Raw genomic sequence first — 20,210 nt, forward strand, 5'->3', positions numbered from 1 at the left:
TGCCGATGACAGGCGGAGCCGCCGCGCCTATGCCTGCGGGTGTGGAAACACTTCGAAGCATTATCAAGGGTCATATGCCGGCGGCATGTCTGCTGCTGACGCTGACCTTGTGCATGAAACTGGTGGTCCCGGTCGGTTTCATGCCGCTGCTGTCGAACGATCGCGTCGTACTGACGATCTGCGACGGCATGGTGCCCGCGACGGAACACGCGGCGATGCACGACATGCACGGCCACCATCACGGGCACGACGGTCCGACGAAGCCCGACGCCCCCTGCCCCTTCGCCGGCCTGAGCGCACCTGTGCTGGGCGGTACCGACCCGGTCCAGCTCGCGGTGGCGCTGGCCGCCATCCTGATCGCCGGCCTGTTCGCCGCCACCAGCGCACGGTTGCAGACCGCCGGCCATTTGCGGCCGCCGCTCCGGGGCCCGCCCAACCTGGGTTGACCAGCCGGCGACGACGATCGCCCGTCGATCGATCGCGCCTGCGCTATCTCGCCCGGCCCATGGCCGGGGTCCCCATATGCGCGACCCTGTTCGCGCCAGGTCCAGGTGTATCCATGATTCCATCGTTCCGACTGGCCGCCGCGGCGGCCGGCCTTCCCATCGTTGCGCTCGCGTCGTCCGCGGCCGCGCAGACCGCCCCCACCACGTCGCAAGCCGATATCCTCGTCGTCGCGGAGCGGCAGACGCAGGGCATCGACAACGCCCCGAACAGTACCGCCTCCGTCACCGGCGATACGATCGCGACGACGGTCAACGCACTGAACGTCGAGCAGGCGCTGAAATATCTGCCGTCGCTCGTCATCCGACAGCGGCACATCGGCGACACGCAAGCGCCACTCGCGACTCGTACATCGGGTTTGGGATCGAGCGCGCGCAGCCTGATCTATGCCGACGGCGCGCTGCTGTCCGCGCTGATCGGCAACAACAACACGATCGCGAGTCCGCGCTGGAGCCTGGTCAGCCCGCAGGAAATCGCGCGGATCGACGTGCTCTATGGTCCCTTTTCGGCAGCGTATCCGGGCAATTCGATCGGCGCGGTCGTCAACATTACGACGCGCCTGCCGGACCGTCTGGAGGGGACGATCACCGCGGGCACCAACGTCCAGCAATTCGATCAATACGCCACGCACGAGACGCTGCCCGCCTATCAGGTGGGGGCTACGATCGGCGACCGGTTCGGTCCGCTCGCGCTGTTCGCCAGCATCGATCATGTCGCGAGCAACAGCCAGCCCTTGCTCTACGTCACTGCGATGCAACCGGGGGCGAGTACCGCCGGCGTCCTTACCAGCGGTGGGTTCGACGACCTCAATCGAACCGGCGCGCCGATCCGCGTGCTCGGCGCGAGCGGGTTCGAACACCAGCTACAGAACCATATCAAGCTGAAGGCCGCGATCGACCTCGCGCCGCAGGTCCGGCTGACCTATGTCGGCGGGCTCTTCCTGAACGACACGCAGGCGCATGCCGACAGCTATCTGACCACCGCCGCGACCGGGCTGCCCGCTTATGCCGGCATCTTCAACATCGACGGCCGCGCCTACACCGTCGCACCCAGCGCCTTTTCGGGCGGCGTCTACGACTATCAGGAACGGCATTGGAGCCACGCGCTGTCCGCGACCGGTAGCGGCACGCGGTTCGACTGGCAGGTGATCGGCACGCTCTACGACTTCGCGAACGACGTGCAGCGTATCCCGGCCACCGCCTTGCCCACCGCGCAGACCGGCGGCGCGGGGACGATCACGCGATTGGACGGCACGGGGTGGAAGACGCTCGATGCGAAGGGTGCCTGGCGATCGGACGACGCGGCGACCAATACGCTCAGCTTCGGCGCGCATTACGATCAGTTCACCCTGAACAGCAATCGCTATGCGACCACCGACTGGCTGCACGGCAGCGAAGGTGCATTGAACCTGCAATCGCAGGGGAAGACGCGCACCGCAGCGGTCTGGGCGCAGGATGCCGTCGAGCTGCTACCCACCGTCACGCTGACGGTCGGGGGGCGCTACGAATGGTGGCGCGCGTATGACGGCGTCAATGTCTCGCTGACGCCCGCGATCGCGGGCGTGCAGCCGACTCTCGACGCGAACCGGTTCTCGCCCAAGGCATCACTTGCCTGGGATATCGACCAGCGATGGACGTTGCGGGGATCGTTCGGCGAGGCGTATCGCTTCCCGACCGTCGGCGAACTGTATCAGGTGGTGACGACGCAAGTGGGTGCCGCGGTGCCCAACCCCAATCTGCGCCCCGAACGCGCGCTGTCCGAGGAACTGGCGCTGGAGCGGCATGACGATCACGGTACCGCGCGGCTGTCGCTGTTCAACGAACAGGTCCGCGATGCGCTGATCTCGCAGACCGGCATCCTGCCCGTGGTACCGGCGCAGATCGGCACGTTCGTGCAGAATGTCGACCGCACGCTGGCGCGCGGCGTCGAATTCGCGGCGCAGCGAACCGATGTCGTGCCGCGGATCGATCTGTCGGGCAGCGTCACCTACGCCGACGCCGAAACGCGCGCAGACGCCGCCTTCCCCGCGGCGATCGGCCATCAGCTGCCGTCGGTGCCCAAATGGAAGGCAACGCTGGTAGGAACGTGGCGTCCGACCGATCAGATCGCGCTGACCGCCGCGGGCCGCTATTCCAGCCGCAATTATGCCACGCTCGATAATAGCGACGTCATCGGCAATACCTATCAGGGATTCTACCAATACATGGTCGTCGACCTGCGCGCCCAATTCCGGATCAATGAGCATTACGTCCTGGGCCTGGGCATCGATAATGTCGGCGACGACCGGTATTTCCTGTTCCACCCCTTCCCTCAGCGCAGTTTCCAGGCGGACCTGACGGTGAAGCTGTGAGCGGGTCACTTCACCAGGAAGGGGATCGATATCTTGAACGACGATCCGGCCGCCATGCTGCCCTGCGGGCGGATACGGATATGCGTGACGGCGGATTCGGAAGCGGTATCGCCGGCGGTCGGGGTATAGCTCCAGGTGGTGCCCCCGTCGGACGAGAAGTCGACATTGTCCGTGGTGCTGGACGGGGAGACATAGGAGACGGTCAGTCCCGATGCCGGGCTGCCGTCGGTCGTCTGCACGACGGTGCCCGACCCGGTACCGTCGCCGTCCAGCGCGACGATCGTGCGGTTCGCGACCGGCAGGATGACCGCCAGCGTGCCCCGATCGATCGCGACGATATCGGGATTACCGATCGTGATCGAGGCGCGGCGGCGGCTGCCGGGGATCGCCTTGGGATCGGTGGTGCCCGATATCGCGTCCCATGTGGTAGTGGTCGCGACGAGCATCGTCGTCTGCTGCGGCGCGACGGTCAGCGTGAACGACATGGTCGCCGTCTTGCTGCCAGCATCGAGCGTGCCCACACAGGCGTTCAGCGCACCGATCAACGAGCAGAACGACCAATCCCATCTGATCGCGACGCTGCCGGTGTAGGTGCCTGGCGCGACCGCGGTGCTGCTCGCCAGCTTCACATAGATCGGGACGCTGGTCGTGCCGCTGCCGAGCAGGTTCAGCGCGGTGCCGTTGACATAATAGGTCGCGGTTCCGGGCACGAGCGGGCTGCTGCCATCGGCGGCGGCGGCTAGCTGATAACTCACCGTGTCGGACGATGTGGCCGAGGTCATCTTGTAGACCGACGCGCTTGCGACCGTCGCTTTCAGGTAATTGCCGGCAAGAAGCGCGATGAGCGACGCGCTGGAGCAGCTGAACCCGCCGAATTCGGACAGATAGGGCGGTGCCCCCGCCTTCAATGCATTGGATGAGTAGGAGCCGAGATCGTCGCTGACCGTCGTCGCAACGCCGCATGCGGCGAAGGCGGGGCCGGACAGAACCAGTCCCAAGCACAGCATCAGCAATCTAAGGAAATGTCGCATCTTTGCCGTCCGCGTTCCATCGGTGGCGCGCATGTTGCTGGCGCAGGCTTAAGCGATGGTTATCGAACCATAACGGGTTGTTCGGGCAGGATGTCGACGCTTCCGCGTAGCGGGATCCTTAGCTGTCCTCGGCGATCGTGGCGGGTGGATTGATGGGTCCGCGCTGCGCGCCGATCCATTCGCGCCACAACAGCATCAACGCCGCCATGATCGCGGGTCCCATCACCAGTCCGATCAGGCCCCACGCCTCCACCCCGCCCAGGATGCCCAGCAGTACCCACAGGAACGGCAGCCGGGTCGCACCCTCGATCAGCACGGGGCGGACGAAATGGTCGGCGACGAAGGTGACGACGAACCCGAGCACCACGATGACGATCGCCGCCACGGTCTTGCCCGTCGCGAGCAGCGCCAGCGCGGCCGCGCCGAACGCGACCGTCGCGCCGAACGGCACCATCGCCAGCAGCGCGGTCAACAGCCCGAACAGCGTCGGGTGCGGAACGCCGGCAACCAGATAGGCGATGCCGAGCAGCACACCCTCGCCCAGCCCGACGAATACCAATCCGTTGACCGTACCCTGGACCGCGTCGACCAGTTGCCGCCCGACGCTTTCTCCCGCCGCGCCGAACGCGCGGCGACTGCCGATCCGCAACCCGGCCATTACCGACTCGATGTCGCGGAGCAGGAACAGGAGTGTCAGGAGCATGAACCCGGCCAGCACCACCCGGTGGATCAAATTGCCAGCGATCCGCCCGCTCATTCCCGATCCGTTGCCCGCCGTGGCGCGGTGCGCGATCGCCTGAAGCGCACCGGGCTGCGCCAGCTGCTGCTGCCACAAGGGCACCAGTCTCTCTCCATAAGGCAAGGTGCGAAGGAATGCCGGCGCGGGAATGCCGGATTGGGCCGCCTGTTGCACCCATATGCCGGCCGCATGCGCATCCTCGACCAACGGGACGGCGATGATGAGCAGCGGGACGACGAACGCCAGCAATACCGCGCCGACGATCGCGGTCGGCACCAGGCCGCGGGCATGTCGTGGCCAACGCGCTGCCAGCCGCACATACCAGGGCCATAGCGCAATCGCGAAGATCACCGCCCAGCCAAGCGCAGGCAGAAAATCCTTCAACGTCGCGACGCCCGCCGCGAACAGGATGGCGGCGGCAACCAGGCTTGCGCGGATCTGCGACCGCGACATCGCCACATCCGAGTCGCGCCGCCAGGTCCCGGGCGCTTCGATCTGGTCCTGATCCGACACTTACGCCCCTTTTGCCATCTTGCCGATGTCGTGCCCGTCGCCACAGGCCGTGGCAAGCCGATGCGTCGATGTTCGGCCATGCGCTCCCCGATGCGAGGACCGGACGATCCGGATCGGTAGCGCCATATGACTGCAAAGACCGGAAGCGGGGGAGAGGGCCTGACCACTCGATCCCCCGCGCCATCATGAACCCGGTGCCGGTTAGACCGGCGGCTCCACTCCTGCGATTTTATGCCGGGCCACGGCAGCGCGGGTCCTCTGCCAGTAGCGCGGGCAAAAAAAAAGGCCGGTCAATGACCGGCCGGAAAGTTTTTAGGAGAGGATGCCTGAAAGGCACGCTTTTTGTGCATCGCAACAGACACGATCGCAATTGCAAAATGAGCCTCTGCAATTGCAAAAGATGCAATCGTCGTGCTTGACGGGTAGTTTGCAGGAAATCATTGCGATGGTGGAACGCGGATGCTGCCTGGTCATTCAATCGCCTGACAGAGATTTTACCGCTCCAGTCGTCAAACCCATCGCCCGAATTTGCTCCAGCAATCGAACGAAGCATCATGATCCAATCGATTTCCCGGCTCGACGCCGTTCGCCGCGATTGCCGCCGCATGGTCACCAATCGCTCGCTTGCGGCGGCGGGGGCCGCGGTCGTGCCGATCCCCGGCGCGGACCTGATCGCCGACATCGGACTGCTCTCGACGATGCTGCCCGCCATCAGCCGAGCCTTCGAACTGGACCATGACAGCGTCGCGAAGCTCGATCCCGACATCGCGCAACGCGTCTTCGTGATCGCCGCGAGCATGGGCAACAATGTCATCGGGCGAATGATCACACGCCGGATCGCGGTTGGCCTGTTGCGGCGGGTCGGCGTTCGCATCGCATCGGCATCCGTCGCGAAATATGTACCGGTCGTCGGATCGGCGATCGCCGCGACGATCGGGTTCGGGGCGATGAAGCTGGCGGGCAACGCGCATGTCGAGGATTGCTACCGCACCGCCCGCACATTGCTGACCCCCGATCGGTGACGCCCGCGCGGACGATCGGCTGCGACAGCTGCGGAGTGGTGCAGGGGATACCCGTCCTGGGCGACGGCGAGACGGCCCGCTGCGTACGGTGCGGTTCTGTCCTGGAGCGCCGGCGCGGAACCAGTATCCGTACCGCCATGATCCTGTCGATCGCGACGTTCGTGCTGTTGATCCCGGCGAACGTCATGCCGCTCTACCGGGTCGAACTGCTCACCGGATCGCGCGCAAGCCATGTCACGTCGGGCGTCGCAAATTTCTGGCGGGAACATTGGCCGCTTCCCGCAATCACGATGCTGCTGTTCGTGCTGATCCTGCCGCTGCTTCGCTTCGCGTTGCTGTCGATCGTGCTTTGCGCGATCCAGTTGGGGGTTCGCTCGCGGCGGCTGGGTCCCTCGTTCCGCGTCGCGCAGACATTGGGGGTCTGGGCAATGCCCGAAGTCATGCTGCTCGGTATCTATGTCGCATACGGCCGCCTGTCCGCGCTCTTCGACTTGAAGGTCGGGGGCGGCGCGGTCTTCATGGCGGCGGCGACGGTCTGCGCGTTGCTCGCTCGCGCGTGCATAGACGACCGGATGGTTTGGCGTGCGATCATGCCCGACGGCGGCCACCCCGCCGGACCGGTGCTGTCATGCGCGGCCTGCTCGATGGTCCTGCCGATCGCCCGCGACGGCGGCGACTGCCCGCGTTGCAATGCTCGGCTCGAACCGCGCAAGACCAACAGCGTGGCCATCACCACCGCGCTCGTGTCGGCGGGTCTGATCCTGTATCTTCCGGCCAATCTGTTGCCGATGGCCATGACGATCCAGCTCACGGCCCCTGCCCCGTATACCGTGTTCGGCGGCATCGTCGATCTGGCGAGAGCGGGGCTGTGGGGACTGGCCGTGCTGGTCTTCGTCGCCAGCTTCGCGATCCCGCTGCTGAAGCTGACGGGCATGTGCTGGCTGCTCTGGTCGGTCCATAGCGGATCGACCCATGGGCTACGGCTGAAGACGAGACTGCACCATATCATCCACGAGGTCGGCCGCTGGTCGATGGTCGATGTCCTGGCGATCGGGACATTCGTGCCGTTGATGCAGTTCGACCAGATCGCCAATGCGCAGGCGATGCCGGGAATGGTGGCGTTCCTGGGCGTCGTCATCACGACGATGTTCTCGACGCACAGTTTCGACACGCGGCTCCTGTGGGATGCGCGCGACGGCACGCGTGTCAGCGAAAGGCCAATCGCCGCATGACAGATGCCGACGACGATCTTCCCCGCACCGAAGCGCGGGTCAGCCGCGGACGGTGGCCCGGAATCGTGTGGGCGCTGCCGATCGCGGCGTTGATGATCGTCGGCTGGCTGGCGCTGCGCGCGCTGACCGATCGCGGGATCGACATCGAACTGCTCGTTCCCTCCGCGCAGGGCGTCCGCACAGGCGACACGCATGTCGACTATAAGGGGCTGGAAATCGGCAGCGTGTCCGACATCCGGCTGGCGGACGATGGCCGCAACATCGCGCTCACGCTACGGATCGACAAATCGCGCGAGCCGCTGTTCCGGACGAACACGCGGCTTTGGGTCGTCGGTTCGAACCCGAGCTTCACCAACATCGCCTCGCTGCGCGCCGCGGTCGCCGGGCCCAGTATAGGCGTCGCGCCCGGAACGGGGGAGCCGGCGCGCCATTTCGTCGCGATCCGCGACGCGCCGGTGGTCGACAGCAGCACGCCGGGGCGGCATTTCCGCCTCGTCGCACCCGATCTGGTGTCGATCACGCCAGGCACGTCGATCTACACCCATGGCGTGCAGGTCGGCACGATCGCGGGGATCATACCGACCGGATTGTCCGGGTTCGTCGTCGATGCCTTTATCCGCGATCCCTTCGCATCGCTCGTTACGAACTCGAGCCATTTCTGGAACGCCAATGCGTTCCAGCTGTCGCCGTCCGCGGGCGGGCTGCAGGCGCGGCTGACCTCGCCCTCGATCGCAGCGCTCGGCGGGGTGATCTTCGAAACCCCCGCGCGAGCGACCGACATACGCCCCGCCGCCGCGAACGCACGCTTCCGGTTATACCCCGATTCGGGCACAGCGGCCGCCGCTGCGGTCGGATCGGAGACGTTGTACCAAGTCGCGCTCGGTGGCGATATTGGCGGGCTGATGGCGGGTGCGCCCGTGCTGATGCGCGGCTATACGGTCGGTCGGGTCGTCGGCACGCAGTTCGTCTACGATGCCGCCGACGGCACGATCCGCACACCCGTCACCATCGCGATCGACGGCACCCGGCTGCAGGTGCCCCCGACCCGCGATGCGGTGGACTCGGTCATGGCGAAGCTCGCCTCGCAAGGCCTGCGCGCCAAGCTGTCCCAATCGCCACCGCTCGTCGGCGGGTATCTCGTCACGCTCGATCCGCACGGCGGTGCGCCCGCGCGGTTGCGGTCGGGCTCGCCCTATCCCTGGATCCCGAGCGTGGCGGCCGGCGGCGACATGCTCGCCAAGGTCGACAGCATATTGGGCAAGGTCGACGCGCTGCCGATCGAGGCGATCGGCAACAATCTGCGCGCGGTCACCGGCAATCTGCGTGCGCTGACGGGATCCCCGCAACTAAGCGACAGCCTCGACCATCTGGATCATGCGCTGGGCACGCTGGACAAGACCGCGCAGCAGGCGGGTCCGAAGATCGCACCGCTCCTCGACTCCTTGCGGCAGACCGCGGACCAGGCGCAGGCGGCGGCGGGCGCGGCCGGCAAGCTGCTGGGCGGTGACGGCGGCGGGCAGGATTCGACGCTACCCGATGCGGTCCGGCAATTGACCGAATCAGCACGGTCGATCCGCTCGCTGACCGATTATCTCAGCCGCCATCCCGAGGCGTTGCTGCGCGGCAAGAAGGAAAAGAAATGAGCCGATCCACGCTCCTCCTGCTATCGGCGGCGATCGGGCTCGCCGGATGTAGCAGCACACCGACGCGGTTCTGGACGGTCGAGCCGCTGGCCGGAACCGCGCCGCCGTCCGGAGGCCGAATCGCCGCACCGATCCAGATCGCGGCGGTTCGTCTGCCGCTCGCGATCGATCGGCTGGAGATCGTCCAGCACGACACGGCAAACCGCATGAAAGTCCTGGATTTCGATCGCTGGAGCGCACCGCCGGGCGACCTGCTTCGTCAAGTGCTGACGCAGGACCTGATCGGGCAATTGCCGCCGGGGGCCGTCATCCTGCCCGGCGCACCGATGCCGGCCGGCACCCGCGCGGTCGTGGTCGAAATTCTGGACCTGCGCCAATCCGGCGAGCGGTTCGTAATGCAGCTCAGCTGGTCGTTCGCGGGCAAACCGGTGCAGCCGCACGTCCTCACGCTCGACGCGGCGGCGGGTGCCGGTGATCCGGCCGCACAGTCCCAGGCGCTCGGAGAAATGATGGCACGGCTTGCCGCGGCCATCGCAGCTAGTGCCGGTATACGCTAGCACGACAGTCCGACAGGAGATCATATGACCAAGACGGCACTGGTGACGGGCGCGACTTCGGGAATCGGCGAAGCGACGGTCCGGGCGCTGGCGAATGCGGGCTGGCATGTGGTGGCGACCGGGCGCCGGGCCGACCGGCTCGAGGCGCTGGCGGCATCCGTCGGCGACGCCGTGTATCCCGCCGCCTTCGACATCCGCGATGCCGCTGCGACCGCCGCCGCGATCGACGCGCTGCCCGCCGCATTCGCCGTCGTCGATCTTCTCGTCAACAATGCCGGCCTGGCGCTCGGCACCGCGCCCGCACAGACGGCCGATCTCGGCGATTGGCGGACGATGATCGACACTAACGTCACCGCTTTGGTCGGCATCACGCACCGATTGCTGCCGGGGCTGATCGAACGCAAGGGCGCGATCGTGAACCTGTCCTCGGTCGCCGCGACCTACCCCTATACCGGCGGCAATGTTTACGGCGGGACGAAGGCGTTCGTGCACCAGTTCACGCTTGGGCTGCGGTCCGATCTCCACGGCACCGGCGTCCGCGTCAGTTCGATCGAGCCGGGCATGGTCGAGACCGAATTCACGCTGGTCCGCACCGGCGGCGACGCGGCGGCATCGGACAAATTATATGGCGGCGCCAACCCGATGACGGCGGAGGATATTGCCGCGACCATCCTTTGGATCGCCACCCTGCCCCCGCATCTGAACGTCAACACGCTGGAGATCATGCCCGTCAGCCAGTCCTTCGCCGGATTTCAGGTCGCGCGTGAAGGCTGAGCCCGGCCCGCCGATTATATGCGGGTCTGCGCGGATATTGTGCTAGGAAGGCGCATCACTCGATCGAACCTGGGCGTCCGGTGACCGAAAGCATTGTGCTTTCGCCCGAACGATCGAGACCATTTCATGCCGACCCATCACCGCGCGAACCGGGAACGCCTGGCGTTCTTGCGGTCAAGCGCGCGCATGGTTCGGCACGAACGTCGCGATCATAGCGATAGGCAAGGAGCCGGCCAATGTCACGAGCGATGAACGTCACCGCGAACAAGACCGAAGTGACCGCGATGTGCGCGAAGCATTCGGCGAATATCAGCGCGATCGAAACCCTGTTGTCGGGCGGCACGCGTGTCGTCCTGAACAACGGCGACGACGCGGACACCATTCGGCACGCCTTTCGGACCAAGATCATCAACGGTCCGGTCGTCCGGAGCATGTGGGTCCGCAACGGCTGATCCCATCACCACCCCATGCCGGTCCGACCGTCGATGATATCATCGCCGACGCGACGACCGGTCTGGGTTCTACCAAGCGAAGTCAGGAACTTACTATGATTACCGGCACCGTAAAATTCTTCAATTCCGAAAAGGGCTATGGCTTCATCGCGCCGGAAACCGGCGAGGGCGATGCGTTCGTACACATCAGCGCCGTCGAGCGTGCGGGCATGACGACACTGAACAAGGACCAGCGCGTCAGCTACGAGCTGGAAACCGATCGCCGCGGAAAGACCTCGGCCGTCAATCTGCAGTCGGCGTAACCGTCGCCGCCGGTCCGATCGACAGCCGCAAGGCTGTTCGTCGGGATCGTCCGAGCGACGCCGATTGCGCGTACAGGACAAAGAGGGCGGTTCGCGATTGTCCGGCAAACGGTCTTCGCGAACCGTCCTTTTCTGTGTCCGGAGAAGGTGGCCCTTACCGAGACCGTTTCTTGCGCATATCTGCAATCGGCAATCGGCAATCGATCGGAATCGACGATCGCCTTTATTTCAGTTGCGTTGCAAATCAAATCCCGGTCTAACCCTTTCATTCGCCGATCCGAACCGTAGCGACGGAAGGTTGCGGGCGATCGCCGGCAATTGGTCGTTTCGATCCTTGCCGACTCGAGAGGATGCCCAGGCTTGCCGCGGACGACCGCGTGCAAAGGCACGGGCGGTCGCCGCCCGATCGGGGGGACGGGAATGGTCACGCGACGCGGCTTGTTGACGAACATCGGCTTGGTGGCCGGCATCGGCCCGATGATGGGCGCGATGCAGGCGCTCGGCATCGCCGGTATCGCGCATGCACAGGACTGGACCCCGCTGCCCGCGAACGTCGGCGCGGGGAAGAGCGTCGTCGTGCTCGGCGCGGGGATCGCGGGGCTGACCGCGGCCTACGAACTCGAACAGGCCGGTTTCTTCGTGACATTGCTGGAGGCGCGCAACCGCGTCGGTGGTCGCGCCTGGACGCTGCGCGACGGCGACAAGGTCGAGATGGTCGGCGAGGAAACGCAGACCGCGCATTTCTCCGACGGCATCTACATGAACGCCGGCCCGGCGCGGATCCCCAGCTTCCACCAGGGACTGCTCGGCTATGCCAAGAGATTCGGCGTCCCGATGGAGGTCGAGGTCAACGCCAGCCGCTCGGCCTATGTGATGGCGGCGGACGGATCGAAGGTGCGGATGCGCAGCGCGATCAACGACACCCGCGGCTATATCGCCGAACTGCTGACGAAGGCGATCAACCAGGGCGCGCTCGACCAGCAGCTGACGGCGGCGGAAAAGGCGAAGATGCTGCCGTTCCTGAAAGCGTATGGCGACCTGCAGGCCGACGGGAAGTTCAGCGGCACCGAACGATCGGGCTTCGGCACCGCACCCGGCGCGGGCGTGACGTTCGCCTCGGCGGGCAGCCCGGTGCCGCTCGACCAGCTCCTCGCCAACCAGCAGTTGCCGATGTCGTTGTTCGAGGACAATCTGTACATGCAGGCGACGATGTTCGAGCCCGTCGGGGGCATGGACCGTATCCATGCCGGGTTCGACCGCAACCTGCGCCGGCCCGCGCTGCGCGGTGCCGAAGTCACGCGTATCCGCCACACCGCCAAGGGCGTGGAGACGGTGTACAAGGACACCGCGAGCGGCGTGACCGCGACGATCGTGGCGGATTACATGGTCTGCACCATCCCCTTCCCCGTGCTCGCGAAGATCGACACCGATTTCTCGCCTGCGCTGAAGACGGCGATCGCGGCCGTCGAATATGATTATTCGAACAAGGTCGGGTTCGAGGCTCCGCGCTTCTGGGAACGCGACCAGATCTATGGCGGCATCTCGTTCGTCGGCGCACCGACTTCGCTGGTCTGGTATCCCTCGGCAGGGATCCATTCGGCGCGCGGGATGATTCTCGGCTGCTATAATTCGGGCCAGATGGCGCAGACCTTCCAGCAGCGGACCGTCGCCGACCAGATCGCGACCGCGCGGGGGATGATCGACAAGCTGCATCCCGGGCACGGTGCCGATCTGGTCAATCCGGTGGCGGTCAACTGGCACAAGGTGCCGTACAGCCTGGGGCCGTGGCCCGCATGGAACGGCGTCGGGCCGGGTGGTCAGGAAGGGCGGATCGACACGCCCGGCTTCCGCCTGCTCCAGAAACCCGATGGTCGCGTGTATTTCGCGACCGCCGCGCTCAGCCAGACACCGGGCTGGCAGGAGGGCGGCATCCAGTCGGCACGGCTGCAGGTGACGGCGATCGCCGCGCGCGCTGCGGCGCAGGCGTTAGTCGCACCCCGCACGCGGCGCTTCGCAGCGGCATGATGCTCGCGGTAGCCGCACCCGGACTGACCGTCCGCCCGGCGACCACCGCCGACATTCCCGCGCTCGACGGCCTGATCGCCCGTTCGGCGCGGCTGCTCGGGCGCGGCTTCTATACCGAGGAGGAAACCGAGGCGGCGATCGCGCATGTCTTCGGTGTCGACAGCGAACTGGTCGCGGACGGCAGCTATCTCGTTGTCGAGGTGGATGGCAGGGTCGCGGGTTGTGGCGGCTGGAGCCGGCGACCGACCTTGTTCGGCAGCGATCGCTATGCCGCGCGCAGCACGGGCGCGCTCGACCCCGCGCGCGACGCCGCCCGCATCCGCGCCTTCTTCGTCTCGCCCGATCACGCACGGCGCGGGGTTGGAACGATGCTGCTGGCGGCGTGCGAGGATGCGGCGCGCGCGCATGGCTTCCGGCGCGCGGCATTGATGGCGACGTTGCCGGGCGTCCCGTTCTACCATGCCCTTGGTTACGTAGCCGGTGCGCCGGTGACGCTCGATCTCGACGGCACGATGGTAGAGTTCGTGCCGATGGATAAGACCCTTGTTGCCGATATACAACAATAATCAGGATCGAACGTCTCGTCGCCAGTCGCCACTTGCATCGCGGGGCGTGTCATGAAAACATCACGATCAGGCGAATCAAATAATGATCGCTTTCAGCATGGTCTTAACGGTAATATTGTCAACCATCTGAATTAGAGCGACAATACTCGGGAGGGGGCGTCTGGAACACTAGTTTTCGTTCAAGGGGGGTTATCATGTTTTCCACCGCTCGCGTGTCGCGTATTGCCTTGGGCATCGCACTCTGTTCCGGTTTTGCATCGGTTGCTGGTGCGCAACAACTTGCCGTTACCGCAACGACGCCGCCCGGCCCTGCACCGCAGGAAGGTGCCGAGATCCCGCAGGTCGGCGACGACATCATCGTGACCGGCACGCGCGCGGGCGGCATCACCGCGGCGGAAAGCGCCGCCCCGATCAAGGTGCTCGGTGCCGAGACGCTGAGCCATGTCGGCCAACCCAACCTCAACCAGGTTCTCACCCAGCTCGTCCCCAGCTTCACCGCGCAGGCGTTCGGCGGCGATACCGCCAATTTGACGCTGTCGGCGCGGCTGCGCGGGCTCAGCCCCAACCACACGCTGGTGCTCATCAACGGTAAACGCCGCCACGGCACGTCGAACCTCGCGGTCCTCGGCGGCCCTTACCAGGGCGCGGCGACCGCCGATCTCGATCTGATCCCGCCCGCCGCGATCGAGCGGATCGAGGTGCTGGAGGACGGTGCCGCCGCGCAATATGGCTCCGACGCGATCGCCGGCGTCATCAACATCATCCTGAAAAGCGACGCCGAACCGGGTGGCGATGCGTCGTTCACCGGCGGATCGAACTACAATACCGGCGGCCAGACCTTTTCCGGCACCGCGCATCTGTCGACGAAGGTCGGCGCGGCGGGCTTTTTCGATCTCACGGCCTTCTACCGCTTCCACGATTTCACGCAGGTCGGCGGCAGGGATCGCCGGGTCACCGACAGCAGCGGCAACCTGCTCGCCTCGCTTTCCGCCGCACAACGCCCGCTATACGCCAACATCACCGAATTTCCCGAGGTCAACCGGATCAACGGCGACGCGCAGTCGAACCTGACGACGCTGAGCTACAACACCGGCTATGATTTCGGCGGGATCCAGGCCTACAGCTTCGGTACCTACGGCCGCCGTCTCGCCAGCGCATACGAGAATCTGCGCGTGCCCGACCGGGTCATCGCTTCGCCGGTGCTGGGCGTCGCCGGCAGCCTGACGACGCCGGGCGAAATCGTCTTCAACCCCAACGGGTTCAATCCGCGCGAAGGCATCCGCGAGAACGACTATGCCTTCACCGGCGGCGCCAAGGGCATGCTTGGCCAATTCCATTATGACCTGAGCACGACCTACGGCCAGGACAAGAACGACATCTACACCTATGACAGCGCCAACCGGTCGCTGTTCATCAACACGCATTCGACGCCGCGCAACTTCTACGACGGTTTCTTCAAGGCGAGCGAATTCACCGCCAACGCCGATTTCACGCGCGATTTCGATCTCGGACTGGCCAAGCCGCTCAACCTCGCGTTCGGCGGTGAATATCGCAAGGACCGGTATCAGATCGGCGCGGGCGATGCGGCCTCTACATATCTCGAGGGTGGTCAGTCCTACCCCGGCTTCCGCGCGTCGGACGCCGGCATCCATGCCCGCGAGAATGAGTCCGCTTATGTCGACGTGGCGGTGAACCCGATCACCCCCTGGAAAATCGACGGCGCGGTGCGTTACGAACATTATTCCGATTTCGGCAGCAAGGTGATCTTCAAGGGCACGACCCGGTTCGACTTCTCCCCTGCCTTCGCGCTACGCGGTACGGTATCGACCGGCTTCCGCGCGCCGACGCTGGCCGAGTCCTATTACTCGGCGACCAACGTCTCGCCGACCAGCGCCACCGTGCAGTTGCCGGCCAATTCCGCGGCGGCGAAGATCCTGGGCTTCTCCAATCTGAAGCCCGAACGATCGACCAACTACAGCATCGGCACCGTCATCCGGCCGGTGGAACGGCTGACGCTTACGGTCGATGCGTACCAGGTTACGATCAAGGACCGCATCCTCGGCACCGGGACGATCTTCAGCGCGGGCGGCGGCACCGATCCGGTGACGGGCCAGCCGCTCAACTTCCCGCTCGTGCGGACCGCGGTGGCGGCGAACGGCAACATCCTCGATCCGACGGTGACGCAGACGGGCATCAGCGTTTTCACCAATGGTGCCGACACGCGCACCCGCGGCGTCGATGTCGTCCTGAGCTACCTGACCGATTTCGGCAATGCCGGATCGGTCAACTGGACGATATCGGGCAATTACAACAATACGAAGCTGACCCGGCTGAGTGCCGCGCCGCCGCTCGTCAACGTCAACGGCGTGACGATCCAGCAGCCGGTATTCGACAAGGGTGCGCAGAGTTTCGTCACGACCGCATCGCCACGCGTCAAGGTCGTCGCGTCGGCCTTCTACACGCTCGAACGGTTCTCCGCGACCTTGCGGGAAACGGGCTATGGAACGACATCGGCACAATACAGCCCCGACGGCGGCAACTTCTATACGCAGCGGATCGGCAATGCGTTCATCAGCGATGTGGAACTGAACTACAAGGCGACGCACAACATCGAATTCTCGATCGGCGCGAACAATTTCTTCAACAAGAAGCCGCCGGTGTTCCAATGCGTCGTCAACGCCACGACCCAGGCACCCTGTTCGACTCTCTCCGGGGCCCCCACGATCGTGAGCGGCGGCAACGTCTATGACGCGCCGCTGGGGTTCAGTCCGTACGGGATCAACGGCGGCTATTATTATGGTCGCATCAACCTTCATTTCTAGGACCATCGGCCGGGCGTCGCCGCGCCCGGCCCTTTCGGAGATCGACCCGATAATGTCACGCGCCCTAACGACCATCGCCATCGCCCTGTCGCTGACCGCACCGGCGTCGGCGCAGACCAATGTCGTCCGTCATGCGAACACCCCGCCCGGGCTGATCCTGCAGGGCGTGACCGTCATGCCGGGCGCGACGACGCTGTTTCTCAGCGGCATGCTCGCCTCCCCGGTCGATCCGGCCAAGGCGAAGCTGCCGCCCGCGCAGATGGCCGCTCTGACCATGGCGGATTTCGGCGATACGAAGACGCAGACGATCAGCGCACTGGCGAAGATCAAGGCGAGCCTTGCCGCACACGGCTTCGCGATGTCGGACGTCATCAAGCTGACGGTGTTCGTCGCGGGCGATCCCAAGCTGGGCGGCAAGATGGACTTTGCCGGCATGAACGATGGGTTCAAGACCGCGTTCGGCACCGCGGAAAACCCGGCCACGGTGGCGCGGTCGACGGTGCAGGTCGCAGCGCTCGCCGGGCCGAACTTTCTTGTCGAGATCGAGGCGACCGCCGCAAAGTAAGCGCAGGCGTCAGCCGCCGGCGAAGCCGACCTCCAGCAGATGCGACACGCGCAAGTCGCGTGCCGCGGCGCTGCGTTCGCCGAGCACCACGGCGATCAGTCGCTTGCCGTGCCGTTTCGCCGACGCCGCCAGATTATAGCCGGCGTCGACGGTATAGCCCGTCTTGATCCCGTCCACCCCCGGCACGCGACCGAGCAGGTGATTATGATTGGCGATCGTCCGGTTCGCCCAATGGATCGACCGCGTGGCGAAATAGTCGTAACCGCGCGGATGTTCGCGGAGCATCGCCAGCGACAGCAGCGCGATATCGTGCGCGGTCGTGCGATTGCCGCGGCTGGTCAGCCCGGTCGCATTCGAGAATTTCGTGTGCCGCATGCCGAGCGATCGGGCCCGCGCGGTCATCGCCTCCGCAAACGCGCGTTCACTGCCGCCGAGCCGTTCGGCCAGCGCGACCGCCACGTCGTTCGCCGACTCCACCGCGACCGCCTCGATGGCGGCCCGCAGCGATAGCGACCGCCCCGGTAGCAGTCCCAGCTTGGACGGTTGTTGGCTGGCGGCATGGCGCGACATCGTGATCCGATCGCTCATGCGAAGCGTCCCCGCCTCGATCGCGTCGAACGCCAGGAACAGCGTCATCATCTTCGTCAGCGACGCGGGCGCGCGGACGATATCGGCATCGCTGGCATACAGCGTCTCGCCGTCGTCCGCGTCGATCACGAGCGACGACACGGCGCGTGGCGCGTCGGGTCGTGCCACCGCGCTACCCGCCAGCGCGCCGGCGAGCATTGCCGCGACACAGCGAAATGCGAACGACCCCTTCGCAATGGTCACGCGGCACGCCGTTCCCCGAGGCCGATCGATCGGCCGGAGCACCGCCGGTCGATGAACGGATCGCACCGCCATCCCTCAAGCGGGTGGCGGGATGTCGCCCTCCCCGCGGCCTTGGACAGCGTTACCGCCAAGCCCGCGCGGGGATCGATCGCAACATATTGTTCGGCGACCATATTTACTCCAACCTTCATGGCACAGGCATGCAGCCGGGATGGTTAACGAAACATGGACACGTCTCGCGTCTTGCCAGGATACGACGAATCGCCAGGCGCTCGACATGGTTGCCGACCCCGCGCATCCGGTACTCCATCGTCCGCATCGCCGCACCGGGTTTTGGAGCCGAAGGACGTTCGGGCCTGGGCGGTGTGACGCATCGCCCCCTTCGTCACCGGGCGCGATTCAACCACCGTCACCCCGGCCTCGCGCCGGGTGACGGGAAGGGTGCATGATTTTGCTCGCTTGCCAGCGAGAAGGGGCACGCTTCAGTATACGTCGCCATGGCAACGTGCCGCGGCGAAGCCGCGTCGTCGGACGGCGGCTTTACCGCCGCCGGCCGGGCGTATGCGTCCCGGCAGCAGCGAGGCTGCCGCCGTGCGCATCACGCGGCGAACTGGTTCATCGTATTATGCGCGCCACCGGCCTTCAACGCCGCCTCGCCCGCGAAATATTCCTTGTGGTCGTCGCCGATGTCCGACCCGGACATGTTCTGGTGCTTGACGCAGGCGATCCCCTCGCGGATTTCCTTGCGCTGGACGCCCTTCACATAGCCGAGCATCCCGGCCTCGCCGAAATATTCCTTGGCCAGATTGTCCGTCGACAACGCCGCGGTATGATAGGTCGGCAGCGTGATGAGGTGGTGGAAAATACCCGCCCGCGCCGCGGCGTCCTTCTGGAAGGTGCGAATGCGTTCGTCCGCCTCGTCGCCGAGCACGGTGCCATCGTAATCGACCGACATCAGCCGTGCGCGGTCATAGCCCGACACATCCCTGCCCTCCCCCGCCCACGCATCGAACACCTGCTGCCGGAAATTGAGCGTCCAGTTGAACGAGGGCGAGTTGTTATAGACGAGCTTCGCGTTGGGGATGACCGCGCGGATACGGTCGACCATGCCCGCGATCTGATCGATATGCGGTTTCTCGGTCTCGATCCAAAGCAGGTCGGCACCGTTCTGCAGGCTGGCGATGCAATCCATCACGCATCTGTCCTCGCCCGATCCGGCGCGGAACTGGAACAGGTTCGACGCCAGCCGCTTGGGCTTCATCAGCTTGCCGTCGCGATTGATGACGACATCGCCGTTGATCGTCGAAAGGTCGGTGACCTCTTCGCAATCGAGATAGCTGTTATACTGGTCGCCGAGATCGCCGGGCGTCGTGCTGACCGCGATCTGCTTGGTCAGCCCGGCGCCAAGCGAGTCGGTGCGCGTGACGATGATCCCGTCCTCGACGCCCAGTTCGAGAAAAGCGTAACGGCAGGCGCGGACCTTCGCCAGGAAGTCCTCGTGCGGCACGGTGACCTTGCCGTCCTGGTGACCGCACTGCTTTTCGTCGCTGACCTGGTTCTCGATCTGCAACGCGCAGGCACCCGCCTCGATCATCTTCTTCGCGAGCAGGTACGTCGCCTCGGCATTGCCGAAACCCGCGTCGATGTCGGCGATGACCGGGACGACATGCGTCTGGTAATTGTCGACCGCCTTCAGCAGCCGCTGTTCCTCGATCGCGTTGCCGACGTCCCGCGCGGCATCGATTTCGCGAAACATCATGCCCAGTTCGCGCGCATCCGCCTGGCGAAGGAAGGTGTAGAGTTCCTCGATCAGCGCAGGCACGCTCGTCTTCTCGTGCATAGACTGGTCCGGTAACGGGCCGAATTCGCTGCGCAGCGCCGCGACCATCCAGCCCGAGAGATAGAGATAGCGACGCTCGGTCGATCCGAAATGCTTCTTGATCGATATCATCTTCTGCTGCGCGATGAAGCCGTGCCAGCAGCCGAGCGACTGCGTGTAGTTCGCCGGATCGGCGTCATAGGCTGCCATATCGCGGCGCATGATCGCGGCGGTATAGCGTGCGATGTCGAGCCCGGTCCGGAACCGGTTCTGCAATCGCATCCGCGCGACCGCTTCCGCATCGATTCCATCCCAGGGGCCGCCATGACGCTTCACCAACTGGCTGATCTGGCTCGTTTCGTCCTGGTAGGTCATTGGGCATCCTCGCGAAAGTGTAGCGGGGGGAAAGACCGCCGACGGATTACCGCCGGCGGTCCCCTTTCCTCCCCAGGAAACGGGTGCA

17 protein-coding genes are annotated in these 20,210 nt (G+C 65.4%); 13 read left to right on the forward strand and 4 right to left on the reverse strand.

The genetic code is table 11. The features are described from left to right. Positions 1-41: 41 nt before the first annotated feature. Together HUU99_RS09915 and HUU99_RS09920 are read left to right on the forward strand one after the other, a co-directional pair. A complete protein-coding gene (locus HUU99_RS09915) occupies positions 42-446 on the forward strand; it encodes a hypothetical protein (protein ID WP_174286421.1) in 405 nt (134 codons plus the stop codon). 113 nt (positions 447-559) lie between these two features. Next, positions 560-2,854: a TonB-dependent receptor gene (locus HUU99_RS09920; RefSeq protein ID WP_174286422.1), complete on the forward strand. Its 2,295-nt coding sequence runs from the start codon at positions 560-562 to the stop codon at positions 2,852-2,854. 5 nt (positions 2,855-2,859) lie between these two features. On the opposite strand, the gene HUU99_RS09925 is transcribed toward HUU99_RS09920, so the two are convergent. Together HUU99_RS09925 and HUU99_RS09930 are read right to left on the reverse strand one after the other, a co-directional pair. After that, on the reverse strand, positions 2,860-3,885 hold the full coding sequence (locus tag HUU99_RS09925) for a spore coat protein U domain-containing protein (RefSeq protein WP_254603107.1): 1,026 nt from the start codon (positions 3,883-3,885) through the stop codon (positions 2,860-2,862). Between the two features lie 118 nt (positions 3,886-4,003). Further along, entirely contained in the window at positions 4,004-5,137 is a 1,134-nt protein-coding gene (locus tag HUU99_RS09930) for an AI-2E family transporter (protein WP_254603108.1), read from the reverse strand. A gap of 554 nt (positions 5,138-5,691) precedes the next feature. Between HUU99_RS09930 and HUU99_RS09935 the strand changes: the two genes are divergently transcribed. The 11 genes from HUU99_RS09935 (at position 5,692) to HUU99_RS09985 (ending at position 17,097) form a co-directional block, all read left to right on the forward strand. Further along, complete coding sequence (locus HUU99_RS09935) at positions 5,692-6,159, forward strand: hypothetical protein (protein ID WP_174286424.1); 468 nt, start codon at positions 5,692-5,694, stop codon at positions 6,157-6,159. Between the two features lie 137 nt (positions 6,160-6,296). Then, a complete protein-coding gene (locus tag HUU99_RS09940; protein ID WP_174286425.1) occupies positions 6,297-7,391 on the forward strand; it encodes a paraquat-inducible protein A in 1,095 nt (364 codons plus the stop codon). Continuing rightward, entirely contained in the window at positions 7,388-9,034 is a 1,647-nt protein-coding gene (locus HUU99_RS09945) for an intermembrane transport protein PqiB (protein ID WP_174286426.1), read from the forward strand. Before HUU99_RS09940 ends, HUU99_RS09945 begins: the two co-directional genes overlap by 4 nt. Then, positions 9,031-9,591, forward strand: a complete 561-nt coding sequence (locus HUU99_RS09950; protein ID WP_174286427.1) for a PqiC family protein — start codon at positions 9,031-9,033, stop codon at positions 9,589-9,591. Before HUU99_RS09945 ends, HUU99_RS09950 begins: the two co-directional genes overlap by 4 nt. Positions 9,592-9,615: 24 nt before the next feature. After that, on the forward strand, positions 9,616-10,365 hold the full coding sequence (locus tag HUU99_RS09955) for an SDR family NAD(P)-dependent oxidoreductase (protein ID WP_174286428.1): 750 nt from the start codon (positions 9,616-9,618) through the stop codon (positions 10,363-10,365). Between the two features lie 236 nt (positions 10,366-10,601). Then, on the forward strand, positions 10,602-10,817 hold the full coding sequence (locus HUU99_RS09960; protein ID WP_174286429.1) for a hypothetical protein: 216 nt from the start codon (positions 10,602-10,604) through the stop codon (positions 10,815-10,817). A 95-nt stretch (positions 10,818-10,912) separates the two neighbouring features. After that, positions 10,913-11,119: a cold-shock protein gene (locus HUU99_RS09965; protein WP_174286430.1), complete on the forward strand. Its 207-nt coding sequence runs from the start codon at positions 10,913-10,915 to the stop codon at positions 11,117-11,119. Between the two features lie 441 nt (positions 11,120-11,560). Beyond that, entirely contained in the window at positions 11,561-13,144 is a 1,584-nt protein-coding gene (locus tag HUU99_RS09970) for a flavin monoamine oxidase family protein (protein ID WP_217430810.1), read from the forward strand. Further along, entirely contained in the window at positions 13,141-13,710 is a 570-nt protein-coding gene (locus HUU99_RS09975) for a GNAT family N-acetyltransferase (protein WP_254603109.1), read from the forward strand. The genes HUU99_RS09970 and HUU99_RS09975 overlap by 4 nt, the downstream gene beginning before the upstream one ends. Before the next feature lie 194 nt (positions 13,711-13,904). Next, complete coding sequence (locus tag HUU99_RS09980) at positions 13,905-16,532, forward strand: TonB-dependent receptor plug domain-containing protein (RefSeq protein WP_174286431.1); 2,628 nt, start codon at positions 13,905-13,907, stop codon at positions 16,530-16,532. A gap of 52 nt (positions 16,533-16,584) precedes the next feature. After that, positions 16,585-17,097, forward strand: a complete 513-nt coding sequence (locus HUU99_RS09985; protein WP_174286432.1) for a Rid family hydrolase — start codon at positions 16,585-16,587, stop codon at positions 17,095-17,097. Positions 17,098-17,106: 9 nt separating this feature from the next. On the opposite strand, the gene HUU99_RS09990 is transcribed toward HUU99_RS09985, so the two are convergent. Next, positions 17,107-17,928, reverse strand: a complete 822-nt coding sequence (locus HUU99_RS09990) for a D-alanyl-D-alanine carboxypeptidase family protein (RefSeq protein ID WP_254603111.1) — start codon at positions 17,926-17,928, stop codon at positions 17,107-17,109. 598 nt (positions 17,929-18,526) lie between these two features. After that, complete coding sequence (locus tag HUU99_RS09995) at positions 18,527-20,122, reverse strand: isocitrate lyase (protein WP_174286433.1); 1,596 nt, start codon at positions 20,120-20,122, stop codon at positions 18,527-18,529. Positions 20,123-20,210: the final 88 nt, after the last annotated feature.

Source organism: Sphingomonas bacterium, assembly GCF_903642285.1.
Lineage (GTDB): Bacteria > Pseudomonadota > Alphaproteobacteria > Sphingomonadales > Sphingomonadaceae > Sphingomonas.